General features: G+C 54.8%; 16 protein-coding genes and 2 tRNA genes. 5 read left to right on the forward strand and 13 right to left on the reverse strand.

Annotation, left to right across the window (positions count from 1 at the left end; genetic code table 11):
• Positions 1–96 precede the first annotated feature (96 nt).
• The 3 genes from PUP35_RS09055 to mdtK all read right to left on the reverse strand — a co-directional run bounded on the left by PUP35_RS09055 (position 97) and on the right by mdtK (position 1,781).
• Positions 97–173, reverse strand: a tRNA-Val gene (locus tag PUP35_RS09055).
• Between the two features lie 4 nt (positions 174–177).
• Positions 178–254 (reverse strand) — tRNA-Val (locus PUP35_RS09060).
• Between the two features lie 153 nt (positions 255–407).
• Positions 408–1,781, reverse strand: a complete 1,374-nt coding sequence (mdtK, locus tag PUP35_RS09065) for an MdtK family multidrug efflux MATE transporter (protein ID WP_111965646.1) — start codon at positions 1,779–1,781, stop codon at positions 408–410.
• Positions 1,782–2,006: 225 nt separating this feature from the next.
• Here mdtK and PUP35_RS09070 point away from each other — a divergent pair, with 225 nt between their 5' ends.
• Positions 2,007–2,648 carry a riboflavin synthase subunit alpha gene (locus tag PUP35_RS09070; RefSeq protein WP_095442481.1) on the forward strand — a complete coding sequence of 214 codons (642 nt, stop codon included), beginning with the start codon at positions 2,007–2,009 and terminating at the stop codon, positions 2,646–2,648.
• A 32-nt stretch (positions 2,649–2,680) separates the two neighbouring features.
• On the opposite strand, the gene cfa is transcribed toward PUP35_RS09070, so the two are convergent.
• Together cfa and punC are read right to left on the reverse strand one after the other, a co-directional pair.
• On the reverse strand, positions 2,681–3,829 hold the full coding sequence (gene cfa, locus PUP35_RS09075) for a cyclopropane fatty acyl phospholipid synthase (protein ID WP_111965647.1): 1,149 nt from the start codon (positions 3,827–3,829) through the stop codon (positions 2,681–2,683).
• Positions 3,830–4,127: 298 nt separating this feature from the next.
• Positions 4,128–5,327, reverse strand: coding sequence for a purine nucleoside transporter PunC (gene punC, locus PUP35_RS09080; protein ID WP_274242882.1), 1,200 nt, complete (start codon positions 5,325–5,327; stop codon positions 4,128–4,130).
• A gap of 114 nt (positions 5,328–5,441) precedes the next feature.
• Between punC and punR the strand changes: the two genes are divergently transcribed.
• Positions 5,442–6,353, forward strand: a complete 912-nt coding sequence (gene punR / locus PUP35_RS09085) for a DNA-binding transcriptional activator PunR (RefSeq protein WP_048222755.1) — start codon at positions 5,442–5,444, stop codon at positions 6,351–6,353.
• 17 nt (positions 6,354–6,370) lie between these two features.
• Here punR and purR read toward each other — a convergent pair whose 3' ends face one another.
• Positions 6,371–7,396, reverse strand: coding sequence for an HTH-type transcriptional repressor PurR (purR, locus tag PUP35_RS09090; protein WP_008500597.1), 1,026 nt, complete (start codon positions 7,394–7,396; stop codon positions 6,371–6,373).
• A gap of 297 nt (positions 7,397–7,693) precedes the next feature.
• On the opposite strand from purR, the gene cydH reads away from it, so the two are divergent.
• Both cydH and PUP35_RS09100 read left to right on the forward strand, forming a co-directional pair.
• Positions 7,694–7,783 carry a cytochrome bd-I oxidase subunit CydH gene (gene cydH / locus PUP35_RS09095; RefSeq protein WP_008500596.1) on the forward strand — a complete coding sequence of 30 codons (90 nt, stop codon included), beginning with the start codon at positions 7,694–7,696 and terminating at the stop codon, positions 7,781–7,783.
• 163 nt (positions 7,784–7,946) lie between these two features.
• Positions 7,947–9,113: an MFS transporter gene (locus PUP35_RS09100; RefSeq protein WP_115874859.1), complete on the forward strand. Its 1,167-nt coding sequence runs from the start codon at positions 7,947–7,949 to the stop codon at positions 9,111–9,113.
• Between the two features lie 38 nt (positions 9,114–9,151).
• On the opposite strand, the gene sodB is transcribed toward PUP35_RS09100, so the two are convergent.
• Both sodB and PUP35_RS09110 read right to left on the reverse strand, forming a co-directional pair.
• Positions 9,152–9,733: a superoxide dismutase [Fe] gene (gene sodB / locus PUP35_RS09105; protein ID WP_023311353.1), complete on the reverse strand. Its 582-nt coding sequence runs from the start codon at positions 9,731–9,733 to the stop codon at positions 9,152–9,154.
• Between the two features lie 122 nt (positions 9,734–9,855).
• Positions 9,856–10,629: a C40 family peptidase gene (locus PUP35_RS09110; RefSeq protein WP_115874860.1), complete on the reverse strand. Its 774-nt coding sequence runs from the start codon at positions 10,627–10,629 to the stop codon at positions 9,856–9,858.
• 338 nt (positions 10,630–10,967) lie between these two features.
• Between PUP35_RS09110 and grxD the strand changes: the two genes are divergently transcribed.
• Positions 10,968–11,315 (forward strand): monothiol glutaredoxin 4, encoded by a 348-nt coding sequence (gene grxD, locus PUP35_RS09115; RefSeq protein WP_003832760.1) that lies wholly within the window; start codon positions 10,968–10,970, stop codon positions 11,313–11,315.
• Between the two features lie 44 nt (positions 11,316–11,359).
• Here grxD and rnt read toward each other — a convergent pair whose 3' ends face one another.
• The 5 genes from rnt to eptA form a co-directional block, all read right to left on the reverse strand.
• Complete coding sequence (gene rnt / locus PUP35_RS09120) at positions 11,360–12,010, reverse strand: ribonuclease T (RefSeq protein WP_061098432.1); 651 nt, start codon at positions 12,008–12,010, stop codon at positions 11,360–11,362.
• Positions 12,011–12,105: 95 nt separating this feature from the next.
• Complete coding sequence (gloA, locus tag PUP35_RS09125) at positions 12,106–12,513, reverse strand: lactoylglutathione lyase (protein ID WP_008500591.1); 408 nt, start codon at positions 12,511–12,513, stop codon at positions 12,106–12,108.
• 100 nt (positions 12,514–12,613) lie between these two features.
• Complete coding sequence (locus PUP35_RS09130; RefSeq protein ID WP_115874861.1) at positions 12,614–13,711, reverse strand: alkene reductase; 1,098 nt, start codon at positions 13,709–13,711, stop codon at positions 12,614–12,616.
• A gap of 54 nt (positions 13,712–13,765) precedes the next feature.
• Complete coding sequence (locus tag PUP35_RS09135; RefSeq protein WP_111965654.1) at positions 13,766–14,365, reverse strand: TetR/AcrR family transcriptional regulator; 600 nt, start codon at positions 14,363–14,365, stop codon at positions 13,766–13,768.
• Between the two features lie 41 nt (positions 14,366–14,406).
• Positions 14,407–16,032, reverse strand: coding sequence for a phosphoethanolamine transferase EptA (eptA, locus tag PUP35_RS09140; RefSeq protein ID WP_274242894.1), 1,626 nt, complete (start codon positions 16,030–16,032; stop codon positions 14,407–14,409).
• Positions 16,033–16,151: the final 119 nt, after the last annotated feature.

Below are 16,151 nucleotides of genomic sequence, written 5' to 3' on the forward strand. Positions count from 1 at the left end.
CCATAGGAAAAGCGTAGCAGGAGAACAATGAAGAAAATAAGGGATTAGGAAAATTCAGGATATGAGAAGAGGAGTTGCACCATTTCAGGACTGAAATGGTGCGTCCGAGTGGACTCGAACCACCGACCCCCACCATGTCAAGGTGGTGCTCTAACCAACTGAGCTACGGACGCAGAATGGTGCGTTCAATTGGACTCGAACCAACGACCCCCACCATGTCAAGGTGGTGCTCTAACCAACTGAGCTATGAACGCAACGTGTTGTCGGTGACAACGGGGACGAATATTAGCGGCACAGCATCGAGGTGGCAAGAGGGAAAATGCAATTTTCTCTCTGATTTCACGCGATTGCTGTATTACCGCGCAAAGTGAAGAGAAAGTAGCCGCCAGGCGGCGGCTACTGCGTCGTTAACGTGCAGCGCGTTGCAAAATGACCGTTGATGGCTGGCGCTGCAGGAAGCGCATGCGCATCATCATCATAATCGCCGCCGAGGTCAGGCCGATGATAAAGCCCATCCAGAACCCTGCCGGCCCCATGCGCTCAACCACCAGGTCGGTCAGGGCCAGAATATAGCCACACGGCAGACCCAGCACCCAGTAGGCGATGAAAGTGATAAAGAAGATGGAACGCGTATCTTTATAGCCGCGCAGCACGCCGCTGCCAATCACCTGAATGGAGTCAGAAATCTGGTAAATCGCGGCCAGCAGCATCAGGTGCGATGCCAGCGTGACGACTTCCGGATTGTCGTTATAGAGCAGGGCGATCTGCTCGCGTAATGCAACGGTAAAGAGCGCAGTACAGATCGCCATGCAGACGCCGACGCCCAGTCCGGTTCGGGCGGCCGTTTGCGCATCGAGCGTTGAGCCCTGGCCCAGGCGGAAGCCTACGCGAATCGTCACCGCCGCCGCCAGCGACATCGGCAGGACGAACATCAGGGAGCTAAAGTTCAGCGCGATCTGGTGCCCGGCGACGTTCACAATGCCCAGCGGGGAGACCAGCAGGGCGACCACGGCAAACAGGGTCACCTCAAAGAACAGCGCGAGGGCAATCGGCAACCCTAACTGCACCAGACGCGTCATGATGTTCCAGTCCGGCGTGCTGAATCTGTGCTCGTTACGAATATCGCGCATGGAGCGGGCGCGCTTCACGAAGGTAAGCATCGAGAAGAACATTACCCAGTAAACGGCGGCCGTCGCCACGCCGCAGCCGACGCCGCCCAGCTCCGGCATCCCGAAATGACCGTAAATAAAGACATAGTTAACGGGAATGTTGACCAGCAGCCCGATAAAGCCCATCACCATGCCGGGCTTGGTTTTCGCCAGGCCTTCACACTGGTTACGCGCCACCTGGAAGAAGAGGTAGCCAGGCGCACCCCAGAGCAGCGCGCGCAAATAACCCACGGCTTTGTCTGCCAGTGCCGGGTCAATATTATGCATAGCGCGAATGATATGGCCCGCGTTCCAGAGCACGACCATAATCAGCACCGAGACAAATCCTGCCAGCCAGAAGCCCTGGCGGACCTGATGGGCAATGCGCTCGCGGCGCCCCGAACCATTGAGCTGAGCGATAACAGGCGTGAGCGCGAGCAGCAGACCGTGGCCGAACAGGATGGCCGGAAGCCAGATTGACGTGCCGATAGCTACGGCCGCCATGTCGGTGGCGCTGTAGCCACCCGCCATTACCGTATCCACAAATCCCATTGCGGTCTGGGCCACCTGCGCGACGATCACTGGTATAGCCAGTGCCAATAACTGGCGCGCTTCATTCATGTACTTCTGCACGTGAACACCTTTATTTTGTAGTTATATGAGAGACTAAAAAAGCCGCCGAAACTGGCAGCAAGAAGAAAATGCAGGGGGGTGCCAGCTATTGTAGCGGGCTTTAGCTATTTATCTAGTGAAAAAATCGCCAGAAAATGCGCTCTGCTGGCAACCTGTTTTTCCAACTGTTATTGTGGAGGGATTAAACGGTGTCATCACCGTTCGGAAAAAACAGGAGTTGTAAGCATGTTTACTGGTATTGTGCAGGGCACTGCCAAAGTGGTGTCCATTGATGAAAAACCTAATTTCCGTACTCATGTTGTTGAGCTGCCGGAATATATGCTTGAGGGCATTGAAACCGGCGCGTCGATTGCCCATAACGGCTGCTGCCTGACCGTTACCGAAATTAACGGCAACCAGATTAGCTTTGATTTAATGAAAGAGACGCTGCGCATCACTAACCTGGGCGAGCTGGTGGTAGGCGATACCATCAACGTTGAGCGCGCGGCGAAGTTCAGCGATGAGATTGGCGGTCATCTTATGTCGGGGCACATCATGACCACCGCCGAAGTGGCGAAAATCGTGACCTCGGAAAATAACCGTCAAATCTGGTTTAAAATGCAGGACCCGTCATTAATGAAATACATCCTCTATAAAGGATTTATTGGCATTGACGGGATTAGCCTGACGGTAGGGGAAGTGACGCCAACGCGTTTCTGCGTGCATTTAATTCCTGAAACGCTGCAGCGCACCACGCTGGGCGCGAAAAAACTGGGGCATCGCGTGAATATCGAAATCGATCCGCAGACCCAGGCTGTGGTGGATACGGTTGAGCGCGTGCTGGCAGCAAAAGAAGCCGCAATAATAAAGACCGCCGAAGAAGAATAAAAAATAACCCCGGATATCCGGGGTTATTTTTTTTAGCGTGCGACACGCAGTCCGTGTTCTATCCCACGGCTGAATACCACCTGCCAGAGCTGAATATCCCGTGCGCGAAACGCCCCCGCGCAGGCATTCAGATAATAGCTAAACATTCGTTTGAATCGTTCAGAATAGTTGTCCGCAATCTCTGGCCAGGCTTTCTGGAAACGTTCATGCCATGCCATTAAGGTGGTGTCGTAGTCCGCGCCAAAGTTATGCCAGTCTTCCATCACGAAATGGGGTTCACTGGCGTTGGCAATCTGGCGAACGGACGGTAAACAGCCATTCGGAAAGATGTATTTGTTGATCCACGGGTCAACGTTATTGTCGGTCCGCTTAGAGCCGATGGTGTGCAGCAGGAAGATGCCGTCCGGTTTCAGATTCCGGTCCACCACCTCAAAATAGGTATCGTAGTTTTTTGGCCCCACGTGCTCGAACATGCCGACGGAAACAATCCGGTCAAACTGTTCATTCAGGTCACGGTAGTCCTGCAGCCTGATATCCACATCGAGATCCTGGCAGCGCTCCCGCGCCATTTTTTGCTGTTCCGCTGAGATCGTCACGCCGACCACGCTGACGCCATAATGCTTCGCCATAAAATATGCCAGCCCACCCCAGCCGCAGCCGATATCCAGCACGCGCATGCCGGGCTGTAGCTGCAGCTTCTCGCTAATCAGACGCAGCTTCGCCTGCTGAGCCTCTTCAAGCGTCGAGGCCTCTTTCCAGTAGGCGCAGGAGTATTGCATGAAAGGGTCCAGCATACGGCTGAACAAATCATTGCCAAGATCGTAATGTTCTTTGCCAACGATCCACGCGCGTTTTTTACTCTGGAGATTGAAAAGTCGGGCAGAGGCGACGCGCAGGGTGTCTTTCAGGTTGCGAGGGAGTTGATTTTCAAGACCGGCACGCAACACGCTGGCGAAAAAGGTATCCAGACGCTCACACTCCCACCAGCCGTCCATGTAGCTTTCTCCCAGGCCTAACGACCCTTCCCGCAACACGCGTTTAAAAAAGTCGGGATGTTTAACCTGAGGATCGGATGGCGATGATCCATTGATAGTGATGCCTGCTCGACCTAACAGTTCACTGACGATCCGGGACCAGTTATCGTCCGGAACGCTGACTTCTTCTATACACGATGAACTCATAGCTTCTCCATCACCCTACTGTGATCAGAACCTTAAAACAGCGTAGACGCTTTTTTTGGTTTGTGAGAAATCTCACGGTAAATACCGCGAGGCTAGTATCCGACGTAGAACAGAGGAAGGGAGATAACCCTTGCCGAAATGCCTTCCATGGTAAAACGGGAGCACTCCGGCTCCCGTTAACACTTAATATTTATCGTATTTAATCGAACCAAATTTAGTATAGGCTTCAAAATTTGGTGATTCAATAGAAAATTGTTAGCAACCTAATCACTGAAATATAACATGATTTCTGGCGCAATCAGGCATGCGAGGTTTCCACCTGAGCACCGTTATCCTGCTCACGCTGCGCGGAGGCCTGCATGCGATAGCCCAATGCCGCCAGCGCTACGGTGAACAGCATCACGCTGGTGGTGGTCAAAAGCGGCGTAGCAATCAGCGCCGAGACCACCAGGCTTGCCAGGAAGCACAAACCCAGCTGCAGGGTGTTCTGCAGCGCGGCGGCGCGGCCTGTTGCATGCGGGAATGGACGCAGCGCCTGCGCCACAACGATAGGGTAAATCGCCCCGTTCGCAATGGCCATCACGCAGAACGGGATCAAAATTTCGGCCAGACCGGCACCCGGAATAAAGCCAACGGTCCAGGTCCCGATGACGCTCAGCGCATACAGCACCAGCAGCCACGGCAGCATCTGCTGGCCTTCCCATTTTTGCAGCGCCGCGCGACAGCCGTACCCGCCCACAAGGAACGCGATTGTCTGCGGAACATAGCTCAGGCCGATGGCTGCCGGGCTGTAGCCCATATCGTGCAGAATGAACGGCGAGCCGGTGAGCCATGCGAAGAAGCTTGCCGAGCAGGCGGCATAGATCAGGACATTCCCGCGATACGCTTTGGCGCTCAACAGTGAGGTGAAGGTAATCGGCTTCGCGTCGGCATGCGCCTCTTTTTTATGCGCAGGCTTGAGGGCAAACGCCGGCAGCATCAGCACCAGCGTGATGGCAAACAGCGTGGCAAAAATGGCCTGCCAGTCAAAGTGCGCGAGGATCCAGCTGCCCAGCAGCGGAGCCAGGGCAGGGGAGAGGCCCACCAGCGGCATAATGGTGGCGAAAATACGGTTTGTGCGGTTAGCCGGGTAGTAGTCGGTCACCAGCGCCTGCCAGGTCACGGCCGCGGCACAGACGCCCACGGCCTGAACGAAGCGCAGCACCAGCAGCCAGGTGGCGTCGCGTACCCATAACATCCCCAGGCAGCCCACGGCAAAAATGGCCAGACCCAGCAGCAGTACCGGTTTACGACCAAAGCGATCCGAGAGCGGTCCCCAGAGCAGCTGTGCAAAAGCAAAACCGGCGAGGAACAAACTCAGGCTGGCACTGATGGCGGCAGCGGGGGTTTGCAAATCTTCCTGCATCGCGGCAAAAGCCGGCAGGTACATATCGGTGGCCAAAAAGCCCAGCACGCTTAAGCCGCCGAGCCAGACTAAAAAACCGTTCCTGGGTTGCATTATTTTATTCTCCTGAGGAGGCAGGTATACATTGGCGCTGAGTGTAGGGAGTGCAAAGCCGCTTGTGAAACGCTAATATTTGGCGGGTGCATTCAAATTTTTTGCAGGCAGAAAATGTGGTCAGATTATTCTCTTGAAGTGGTCGATGCTGTCGCGCGTAACGGCAGCTTCAGCGGTGCGGCGCAGGAGCTGCACCGCGTCCCTTCGGCCATCAGCTACACGGTGCGTCAACTGGAGGAGTGGCTGGCGGTTCCGCTGTTTGAGCGGCGGCATCGTGACGTGGAATTGACGCCCGCCGGGGCGTGGTTTTTGAAGGAAGGGCGTTCTGTTATCAAAAAAATGCAGATCACCCGCGAACAGTGCCAGCAGATCGCCAACGGCTGGCGGGGACATCTTTCCATCGCGGTGGATAACATCGTGAAGCCGGAACGCACCCGACAGATGATTGTCGATTTCTATCGTCATTTCTCTGACGTTGAGCTGCGGGTCTCGCAGGAGGTGTTCAACGGGGTGTGGGATGCGCTGGCGGACGGCAGGGCGGAGATGGCGATTGGCGCGACGCAGGCGATCCCGGTCGGGGGACGTTACGCCTTTCGCGACATGGGGATGCTGAGCTGGAAATGCGTGGTGGCCAGCGATCATCCTCTGGCAGCGATGGATGGGCCGCTTAGCGACGATACGCTGCGCAACTGGCCCTCGCTGGTGCTGGAGGATACGTCCCGTTCATTGCCCAAGCGTATCACCTGGCTTCTGGACAACCAGCGGCGGGTGGTGGCTCCGGACTGGGAATCGTCGGCGACGTGCCTCAGTGCCGGACTGTGCGTCGCGATGGTGCCCGTTCATTTTGCGCGTCCGCGCATCGATACCGGCGAATGGGTTGAACTGACGCTGGAAAATCCGTTCCCGGACGCGGCCTGCTGCCTGACCTGGCAACAAAATGATGTCTCGCCCGCCATGGCCTGGCTGCTGGATTATCTGGGGGACAGCGAAACGCTGAACCGGGAATGGTTACGGGAGCCAGCGTAGCTGGCCCCGTAAAGGGATTAACGACGGTAGTCGCGGAACGGACCGTCCGCAACGGAACGGCGTTCAATCAGGCGCGGGTGAACTTCAATGGACTGCGACTCTTCGCGCTTGTTGACGATCCTGTCGAGCAGCATATTGAAGGCCGTTTCGCCCAGCGAATCTTTCGGCTGGTGAATGGTGGTCAGCGCTGGGGTGAAGAAGCGCGCGTTACGCACGTTGTCATACCCGATCACGGAAATATCCTGCGGTACGCGCAGACCCAGTTCATCGGCGGCGCAGAGCGCGCCCATGGCCATGATGTCACCCCCGCAGAAAACGGCGGTCGGACGGTGCGGCTGGGAAACGATCTGCTGCATTGCGCGGTAGCCTGATTCCGGCTCAAAGTCGCCCTGCACGATCCAGTTTTCCGGCACGGTGATCAGCGCTTCTTCCATCGCTTTCATAAAACCGGCAAGACGGCCCGCCCCGGTGTTGCGCTCCAGCGGACCCGGGATCACGCCAATCTCGCGGTGACCGCGTTCGATCAGGTAACGGCCGGCCATATAACCGCCTTCAAAGGCATTGTCGATAACGGAGTCGGTGAAATCTGCACGCGCTTCACCCCAGTCCATGACCACCATGGGGATATGGCGATACTCTTCGAGCATCGACAGCACGGATTCCGGGTACTCGGAACACATCACCAGCAGGCCATCCACGCGCTTCTGAGCCATCATCGACAGGTAGGCGCGCTGTTTTTCAATGCTGTTCCACGCGTTGCCCAGAATCAGGGTATAGCCTTTCTGAAAGCAGTTTTTTTCAACCGCTTCAATGATCTCGGCAAAATAGGCCGCTTCACTGCTGGTCGCCAGCAATCCAATGGACTTGGTGTGATTAACCTTAAGGCTACGCGCGACCGCACTTGGCGAATAGTGCAGCTCCTTGATCGCTGCCCAGACGGCGTTGCGCGTCTCTTCCGCCACAAAGCGGGTTTTGTTAATTACATGTGATACGGTTGTAGTGGAAACGTTTGCGCGTTTTGCTACGTCTTTAATTGTTGCCATTAAATGTCACTCCAGACCATATCCTAAGCTCCTGAAAAACTTGAAGGTAAACGTTTGCCTTCTCTCACCCTTATCACGCAATCTTGAATTGCGGCACGCCGGGAAAACGACACGGGACGTCAGGAGGGGGTCAATGGCCGGTACGCTAATAAATTTAGCGTGGAATTTTGTCCTATCTTGATGAAAAGGGGAAGAGGTAAAGTGGTTATCAGTATAAATCCAGGAAGATTTTTGACGTAATCTGTGCAAAAATGAGCAAGCTCACTTTTCGTGTGGGGATTAAAAGGAGAAAAATTGATGAGTTCCGATCTTAAGTTTTCGCTGTTCACCACCGTTGTTGTGCTGGCTCTGATTGTTGCGGCCGGTCTGACGGCTGCGCTGCACTGATTTACGCGGAGGGAGAGCCTTCTCCCTCCCGACTCCCCGGATTGTTACTTCTCTGGCAAAAATCTTTTGCCATTCTGTTAACTTCTCATTTTTTGTGATTGATGTCATGCTTTCCGCTTCTTTGTTCTGTGTCACCACATGACACGGCATCCGGAGTTGACGCATGAAAATCAATTTTCCCCTGCTGGCCCTGGCGATTGGCGCTTTTGGGATTGGCACCACTGAATTCTCCCCGATGGGGTTACTGCCCGTCATCGCCCGCGGCGTGGACGTCTCGATCCCTGCGGCTGGCATGTTGATCAGCGCCTACGCTATCGGCGTGATGGTGGGGGCGCCGCTGATGACGCTTCTCCTTTCTCATCGCGCGCGCCGCAATGCGCTGATTTTCCTGATGGCGATTTTCACCCTCGGCAACGTGCTTTCGGCCATTTCGCCGGACTACACCACGCTGATGCTGTCGCGTATTCTGACAAGCCTCAACCACGGCGCGTTCTTTGGGCTGGGGTCGGTCGTGGCGGCAAGCGTGGTGCCAAAACATAAGCAGGCGAGCGCCGTGGCCACCATGTTTATGGGTCTGACCATCGCTAACATCGGCGGTGTTCCTGCGGCAACCTGGCTGGGAGAAGCGATCGGCTGGCGTATGTCTTTCCTGGCGACGGCCGGGCTGGGCGTGGTCGCGATGGTGGCATTGTTCTTCTCCCTGCCGAAAGGCAGCGCCGGAGAACGTCCGGAAGTGCGTAAGGAGCTGGCGGTGCTGATGCGCCCGCAGGTGCTTTCCGCGCTGCTTACCACCGTTCTCGGGGCAGGGGCGATGTTTACCCTCTATACCTATATTTCACCGGTACTGCATGACATTACCCACGCAACGCCTCTCTTTGTGACCGCGATGCTGGTGCTGATTGGCGTGGGCTTCTCGATTGGCAACTATCTCGGCGGGAAATTTGCCGACCGTTCCGTGAGCGGGACGCTGAAGGGCTTCTTAACCCTGCTGATTGTCATCATGATCGCCATTCCGTGGCTGGCGCGTAACGAGTTTGGCGCCGCGATGGCGATGGTCGTCTGGGGTGCAGCAACGTTCGCCGTGGTGCCACCGCTGCAGATGCGCGTGATGCGTGTTGCGCATGAAGCGCCGGGCCTCTCATCCTCGGTCAATATCGGTGCCTTTAACCTGGGCAATGCGCTCGGTGCTGCGGCCGGTGGGGCCGTTATTTCAGGTGGTCTGGGATACAGCTTTGTGCCGGTGATGGGGGCAATCATTGCCGCGCTCGGCCTGCTGTTGGTGATGATGTCGGGTCGTAAACAGCCAGAAGCAGCCTGCGCTGCGGAATAAACCAAAAACGCAGAAGGGCGAACCCTTCTGCGTGTCTTTTACGCGGCGAAGTTCTTCGCCACAAAGTCCCAGTTAACCAGTGCCCAGAAGTGTTCCAGGTAGTTCGGGCGCGCGTTACGGTAATCGATGTAGTAAGCGTGTTCCCATACGTCCACGGTCATCAGCGGCTTCGCGCTGGTGGTCAGCGGGGTGCCCGCGTTAGAGGTGGATACGATAGCCAGTTTGCCATCCGCCTCTTTAACCAGCCACGTCCAGCCTGAACCGAAGTTCTTGATGGCGGCATCGGTGAATTTCGCCTTGAAGTCCGCGAAGCTGCCAAAGGCGGCGTTGATGGCGGTAGCCAGTTCACCGGCAGGTTCACCGCCGGCATTCGGCGCCAGGCAGTGCCAGTAGAAGGTGTGGTTCCACACCTGAGCGGCGTTGTTGAATACACCACCCTCAGAGCTGCGGACGATCTCTTCCAGCGTTTTGCCTTCAAAATCGGTGCCCTTGATCAGGTTGTTCAGGTTGGTGACGTAAGTCTGGTGATGTTTGCCGTAGTGATATTCCAGGGTTTCCGCAGAAATGTGCGGTGCCAGGGCGTCTTTTGCATACGGTAGTGCAGGTAATTCGAACGACATTGCTTCTCTCCTTATTGTATTTTGCGTTGCCAATAACCACACAGACAACAAGGACAGGATAGCAAATTGAAAGGGTATGCAAAAGAGGAACTTACCCTGCCACGGGTGTGGCAGGGCAGGGGTTAGCGAATGGTTTTCGGCGTCATCACGCGGCGTGCGCCGACGTAGTGGCGTACCCAGTAGTCTTCACTGAGAGAGGTGATCTGAATATCCTGACCGCTACGTGGAGACTGGATGAATTTTCCGTTGCCGACATAGACGCCAACGTGGTCAGCCGTCCCGCGGCCCTGGGTGCGGAAGAACACCAGATCGCCATTTTCCAGCTCACCGCGGTCAACCGGTGAGGCATCGCGCAGGTGGTACATTTCGTTGGCGGTGCGCGGAATGCGGAACTTGACCAGATCTTTATAGGCGTAATAGACGAGACCGCTGCAGTCAAAACCGGTACGCGGCGAAGTCCCACCCCAGTGATAAGGTTTGCCAATCTGCCCCATCAGCTTATTCATTGCGGTTTTTTGCGCTTTCTGTACGCGCACTTTATGCACTTCCGCAATTTTCGTGATCTTCGTGCATTTCGCCTTATGGCCTTTACGGGTGATGCATTTTTCAGTAACGAGGTTAGCGGCGGTTTGCGAAGCTTTACTTTTGGCAGAGTGGGCAGTGCGGGAAGGTTTTGTTTTCGTTTTGCTGGAAGCGGTCTGTTTCGTCTGAGCCGGTGTTTTTTTCTTGTCGTTCTTAGCGGTGGTTTTTTTCTTACGTTCTGTGGCTTTCACCAGATGGTTTTTTTGTACAGCAGAATGCCGCGCCTGCTGAGAGGCGTTTGCCACTGGCGTGAAAGTGAGTGAAGTAAACAGTAAAGCACAGAGCGTGATCGAGATTTTATTTATCCGCGCCACTGGGCAGTCCCCTGATAAATGCAGGTCATCAATAATACCCGCGTGTGATTTACAAAGCCCGTCGATTCTAATCTATAAAAAGCCAGAAAGTTAATAGCATTTTTCAATCTACAATCGTGTTTCGTTAGCAAGTGCAAAAAAATTCATCGTTCTGTCGCACATTTGCCCGCTCCCTAAGCAAAACCCTGAATGCGGCAGGGGTAAACACCATTTGCAATGCAACTTTTCGTGACTCGGGGTAGAATGTATAAACGTGACAAAAATGTTATTTTCCGATGCCAGTCTGAACCGCTACAATGTCAGACGAATGCCGTAACAGAAGTTAAAGGAAGCAAGACATGAGCACCACTATTGAAAAAATCCAGCGCCAGATCGCTGAAAACCCGATTCTGCTGTATATGAAAGGTTCTCCGAAGCTGCCAAGCTGCGGCTTCTCCGCACAAGCGGTTCAGGCGCTGTCAGCCTGTGGTGAGCGTTTTGCTTACGTTGATATCCTGCAGAATCCGGACATCCGCGCTGAGCTGCCTAAGTACGCTAACTGGCCGACTTTCCCACAGCTGTGGGTTGACGGCGAACTGGTTGGCGGCTGCGATATCCTGATTGAAATGTATCAGCGCGGCGAACTGCAGCAGCTGATCAAAGAGACGGCGGCGAAGTATAAAACGGAAGAGCCGGACGCAGAGTAATTTTCTGCGCAAATAAAAAAGCGACCAGATAAGGTCGCTTTTTTTTATTCTTCGCTGTCACCCATCGGCAGCGGCCAGCCGCCAAGACGCTTCCAGCGGTTGACGATCTCACAAAACAGCTCTGCGGTGCGCTCCGTATCGTATAGAGCGGAGTGCGCCTGCGTTCCGTCGAACGGAATGCCAGCCGTAATGCAGGCTTTAGATAACACCGTTTGTCCCAGCGCCAGGCCGCTCAATGCGGCGGTGTCGAAGGTGACAAAAGGGTGGAAGGGGTTGCGTTTGAGCGACGCGCGCTCCGCGGCAGCCATGGTAAAGCTGTGATCGAAGGTGGCGTTATGGGCCACCATAATGGCGCGGCTGCAGTTGCTCTCTTTCATGCCTTTACGCACCATTTTAAAAATGGCGTGCAGCGCATCATATTCACTGACGGCACCGCGCAGCGGGTTATGCGGATCGATACCGTTAAACGCCAGCGCTTCCGGCTGTAAGTTTGCCCCTTCGAAAGGTTCAACGTGGAAATGCAGCGTGGTGTCCGGTGTAAGCCAGCCCTGTTCATCCATCTTCAGCGTGATGGCGGCAATTTCGAGCAGCGCATCGGTTTTAGCGTTAAATCCGGCTGTTTCTACATCAATGACAACGGGATAAAAACCACGAAAACGGTCGCACAGACCGCTAAATTGAGCGTTATCGGACATCAGGGTCTCTTACATGGGGAAAAAGCAGAGGGCATTATGGCAAATTTTGCGGGGTGATGCAGTAAAACTACGGGCGCACGTTGCGCCCTGAGGGATCAGTTGCCCAGACCGCGACCGGCGTCTTTGGCTTCAATCAGCTCGATTTTGTAACCGTCCGGATCTTCCACAAACGCAATCACGGTGGTGCCGCCTTTTACCGGGCCCGCTTCGCGCGTGACGTTACCGCCATTTTTGCGAATGCGTTCGCACGCATCGGCCGCGTTATCCACTTCCAGCGCGATATGGCCGTAGGCCGTGCCCAGCTCATAGCTGTCAACGCCCCAGTTGTAGGTCAGCTCGATCACTGCTTCATCCGTTTCCGGGCCGTAACCCACGAACGCCAGCGAGTATTTGTATTCCGGGTTTTCGCTGGTGCGCAGCAGCTTCATGCCCAGGACGTTAGTGTAGAAATCGATAGAACGTTGCAGGTCGCCAACGCGCAGCATGGTGTGAAGTAGGCGCATAATTTCCTCATTAACCAATGGAATAAAAAAGCTTTTTGATCAGAAACGATGTTTTAGTATAGCTGCGAACTGTCGCCGCTATCAATGAACAATGGCGAGATTACAGTGAAGGGTAGTCGGTGTAGCCTTCCGCGCCGCCGCCGTAGAAGCTTTCCGGACGCTGCGGGTTGAGCGCTGCTTTTTTCTGCAGACGAGCAACCAGATCCGGGTTGGCGATGTAGTCACGGCCAAACGCGACGGCATCAATCAGCCCTTTATTAATCAGATCTTCGGCTTTCTCCGGCGTATACGCCCCTGCACCGATGATCACTCCGTGGAAACGTTCGCGCACTTTCTGACGGAAAGCCTCAGTGTATGGCTTGCCGCCGGCCCAGTCCGGCTCGGACATGTGCAGATAAGCGATGCCACGTTTAGCCAGTTCTTCGATCAGGTACAGTGCATCGGCTTCTTCGTTCGGACCGTTGTCGACGTTCTGGAAAGAACCGATTGGAGAAACGCGGATCCCGATACGATCCGGGCTCCACTCCTGACATACGGCATCAACCACTTCCAGTACCAGGCGAGCGCGATTTTCGACGCTGCCGCCGTACTGGTCGGTGCGATGGTTAGACGACGGTGACAGAAACTGGTGCAGCAGGTAGCCGTGCGCGGAGTGCAGCTCAATCAGGTCAAAACCGGCTTCACGAGCGTTGGCCACGGCCTGGCGGAAGTCGTTAACGATACCCGGGATTTCATCCAGCTCCAGGGCACGTGGCATAGAGGTATCCACGCGGATCGCATTACCGTTTTCATCACGCAGGGAAGTGCGGGTATTTGCACTCAGGGCTGAAGCGGAGACCGGAGCCTGGCCGCCAGGCTGAATGCTGCTGTGAGAGATACGACCGGTATGCCACAGCTGGACCGCAATGCGACCTTCTTCAGCGTGAACGCCTGCGGTAATTTTCTGCCATGCGGCGATCTGTTCCGGGCTGTGAAGGCCCGGCGCACCCGCATAACCCTTCGCCTGAGCAGAAATCTGTGTGGCTTCCGTAATGATCAGGCCAGAGCTTGCGCGCTGACGATAGTATTCGCCCATCAGGGGGGTGGGGATGTCACCCGGCTCAATGCTGCGCAGACGGGTCAGCGGAGCCATAAACACGCGGTTTGGCGCCGTGACGGCACCCACTTTCAATGGGGTAAACAGTTTTTCAGCTGACATAAAGACTCCTGAGTAGACCAGTCGACTAGTAATAAGGTAAATAAAAAGCGCCCGTTATACGCCTGGCGCAGTAATACTGTTTTTCACATGTGCCAGCGCGCTTTCCAGCGGCAGGGCACTGCGCGAAATTTTTGCCTGCAGGTTGGCTCCTAACCAGAGGGAGTAGAGCACCTGAGACTGCATTAAGGGGTCGCCGGAAAAGGCCAGCGTTTTTTCTTCGCGGCCTTTTTCCAGCGCCTGGGCCAGCAGGGCGATTACGCCGCGGGCACCCTTATCCATCGCCGAGCGCATATCTTCGGAAAGATCGCACACTTCGGCAGACAGTTTGACCGTCAGGCATCCGCTGATAATGCCCTGCTGACAGAACTGGTTCAGCGTTTCCTGATAGTAATTCAGAACACGATCCCGGTAGTTCCCCTCACCCGATGCAAAGTGGGTCGCCAGACGCTGGTGATAGCCAGCATAATGACGCTCCAGCATCGCCACGCCAAAGGCCTCTTTGGACCGGAAGTAGTGATAAAACGACCCCTTCGGTACCTCAGCGGTTTTTAATAACTCGCTCAACCCCATACCGGTAAACCCGCGATGCATGCAAAGCTGCTCGCCGGTTGCCAGTAGATGTTCGCGGGTATCGTGTTCAGTATTTCTGCTCATGGCCGCACTCTAATAGACCGTTCGGTCTAATGCAAGCGAGTTTACTGACGACATGCACTCAGTATATCCAGCTGCGGTTGATAAACCATTGATTTCACGTCCATCATACCCAATACGGTTGAGAACAAATTGTCCTGGGAAACCGCATTTTTTGCTGCCTGGTCACGCAAACACTGTCCGTTGATGCCAAAGTTTTTTGCATAATCCGGTGACAGCCAGAACATAAACGGAATATGAGTTTGCTGCTCCGGCGCCAGCATGTACGGCGTGCCGTGCAGATAAATACCGCTTTCACCCAGTGATTCACCGTGATCCGAAAGGTAAATCAGCGCGGTGTTCATGCTTGCCTGTCGCGCTTTCAGCGCATCAATGGTTTTGCTGACCATGCTGTCGGTATAGAGGATAGTGTTGTCATAGGTGTTTACCAGCGCCTGATGGTCGCAATCCTGAATTTCATTGGTGTCGCAGATTGGGGTGAATTTCCGGAAATTGTCCGGGTAACGGCGATAGTACGCCGGTCCATGACTCCCCATCAGGTGGATAACCAGCACCGTATCTTGCTTCACGCCATCCAGCACGTTGTCCAGACGGTAGAAGTTCACGTCGTCAATACAGGATTTATCTTTGCAGAACTGATCCAGATTCCACTGCGTCATATCGGTATGGGGGATGCGATCGCAGGCACCTTTACACCCGCCGTCGTTGTCGCGCCACAGCAGATTGATTCCCGCATGCTTCAGCACATCGAGCAGACCTTCCTGATGGTGCGCCAGGTCGGCATCGTACTTGCTGCGCGTCATGCCGGAGAACATGCACGGAACGGAAACCGCGGTTTCAGTGCCGCATGAGGAGGCCTGCGGGAAGTTAATCACATCCTGCTTTTTTAGCTCCGGGTTGGTTTCACGATCGTAACCGTTCAGGGAGTAGTTTGCCGCGCGAGACGCTTCGCCGACGACAAGCACCAGAACGGTTTTCTTTTGTTGACCGGAAATCAGTGGCCCTTTATGGGCATCTTCACCAATCCGCACCAGCGTCTGATCGCCGGCAAACCAGCGCATCTTGCTGTACTTCACCACGGCGCTGACATAGTTCGCCGGAGTGACCATTTTGACGATGCTTTTGTTATTGCGGAAAAGCGACGCGTAATCTTTATAAAACAGCGCGGCAACCAGAATAATCACCAGCAGAGCGCCGAGCATCGCGGCAACCCGCGTCAGCAGGGCATACCACCATTTCCCGGTACGAATGTGGGTAAGAGCCAGCACCACCGAGGGAACAAGGCCTGCGATAACAATCCACAGAATCATCTGCGGGGTCACCAGGGCGGTCGCTTCCTGAGAGTTGGTTTCGAAGACGTTCACAATCATATTCTGATCGATCACCGCGCCGTAGGTGTACATAAAATACGTCGCAGCGGCGCAACCGATGGTTAAAACAATCAGCAGCGGTTTACGGATATACGGGATATTAAGCAGGCTAAAGACAATCACCCAGCCGCAAAACAGCACCAGCGGTACGGAGGCGGCAAAGAGGAAGTCGTGCAGATGGACTGGGCCGATGATGGCCCAGCTGCGCTGGATAAACAGCCCGTTGATTAACGTAAAGAAGAGAGCACAACCCAGAGTAAATTTAATGTCGTTACAGTGTAACTTTTTGATTGACCACATCGATCGGTAAACCTGTTATTGTCATGATGGGCCGAGTATAGAGAGGGAAGATTAGTGAAACCTTAATGCCACAAATCTGTGCTATAGGCCTTGCACGTGGCGCGTTTAGCGTCTTCACT

The sequence above is a fragment of the Enterobacter sp. S-33 genome (assembly GCF_028735835.1).
GTDB lineage: Bacteria > Pseudomonadota > Gammaproteobacteria > Enterobacterales > Enterobacteriaceae > Enterobacter > Enterobacter vonholyi.

What these genes read in the sequence shown, in the direction of transcription:
- PUP35_RS09070 (WP_095442481.1), top strand. Translation starts at nt 2,007, where the DNA reads ATGTTTACTGGTATTGTGCAGGGCACTGCCAAAGTGGTGTCCATTGAT.
- cfa (WP_111965647.1), bottom strand. Translation starts at nt 3,829, where the DNA reads ATGAGTTCATCGTGTATAGAAGAAGTCAGCGTTCCGGACGATAACTGG.
- punC (WP_274242882.1), bottom strand. Translation starts at nt 5,327, where the DNA reads ATGCAACCCAGGAACGGTTTTTTAGTCTGGCTCGGCGGCTTAAGCGTG.
- punR (WP_048222755.1), top strand. Translation starts at nt 5,442, where the DNA reads ATGTGGTCAGATTATTCTCTTGAAGTGGTCGATGCTGTCGCGCGTAAC.
- purR (WP_008500597.1), bottom strand. Translation starts at nt 7,396, where the DNA reads ATGGCAACAATTAAAGACGTAGCAAAACGCGCAAACGTTTCCACTACA.
- cydH (WP_008500596.1), top strand. Translation starts at nt 7,694, where the DNA reads ATGAGTTCCGATCTTAAGTTTTCGCTGTTCACCACCGTTGTTGTGCTG.
- PUP35_RS09100 (WP_115874859.1), top strand. Translation starts at nt 7,947, where the DNA reads ATGAAAATCAATTTTCCCCTGCTGGCCCTGGCGATTGGCGCTTTTGGG.
- sodB (WP_023311353.1), bottom strand. Translation starts at nt 9,733, where the DNA reads ATGTCGTTCGAATTACCTGCACTACCGTATGCAAAAGACGCCCTGGCA.
- grxD (WP_003832760.1), top strand. Translation starts at nt 10,968, where the DNA reads ATGAGCACCACTATTGAAAAAATCCAGCGCCAGATCGCTGAAAACCCG.
- rnt (WP_061098432.1), bottom strand. Translation starts at nt 12,010, where the DNA reads ATGTCCGATAACGCTCAATTTAGCGGTCTGTGCGACCGTTTTCGTGGT.
- gloA (WP_008500591.1), bottom strand. Translation starts at nt 12,513, where the DNA reads ATGCGCCTACTTCACACCATGCTGCGCGTTGGCGACCTGCAACGTTCT.
- PUP35_RS09130 (WP_115874861.1), bottom strand. Translation starts at nt 13,711, where the DNA reads ATGTCAGCTGAAAAACTGTTTACCCCATTGAAAGTGGGTGCCGTCACG.
- PUP35_RS09135 (WP_111965654.1), bottom strand. Translation starts at nt 14,365, where the DNA reads ATGAGCAGAAATACTGAACACGATACCCGCGAACATCTACTGGCAACC.
- eptA (WP_274242894.1), bottom strand. Translation starts at nt 16,032, where the DNA reads ATGTGGTCAATCAAAAAGTTACACTGTAACGACATTAAATTTACTCTG.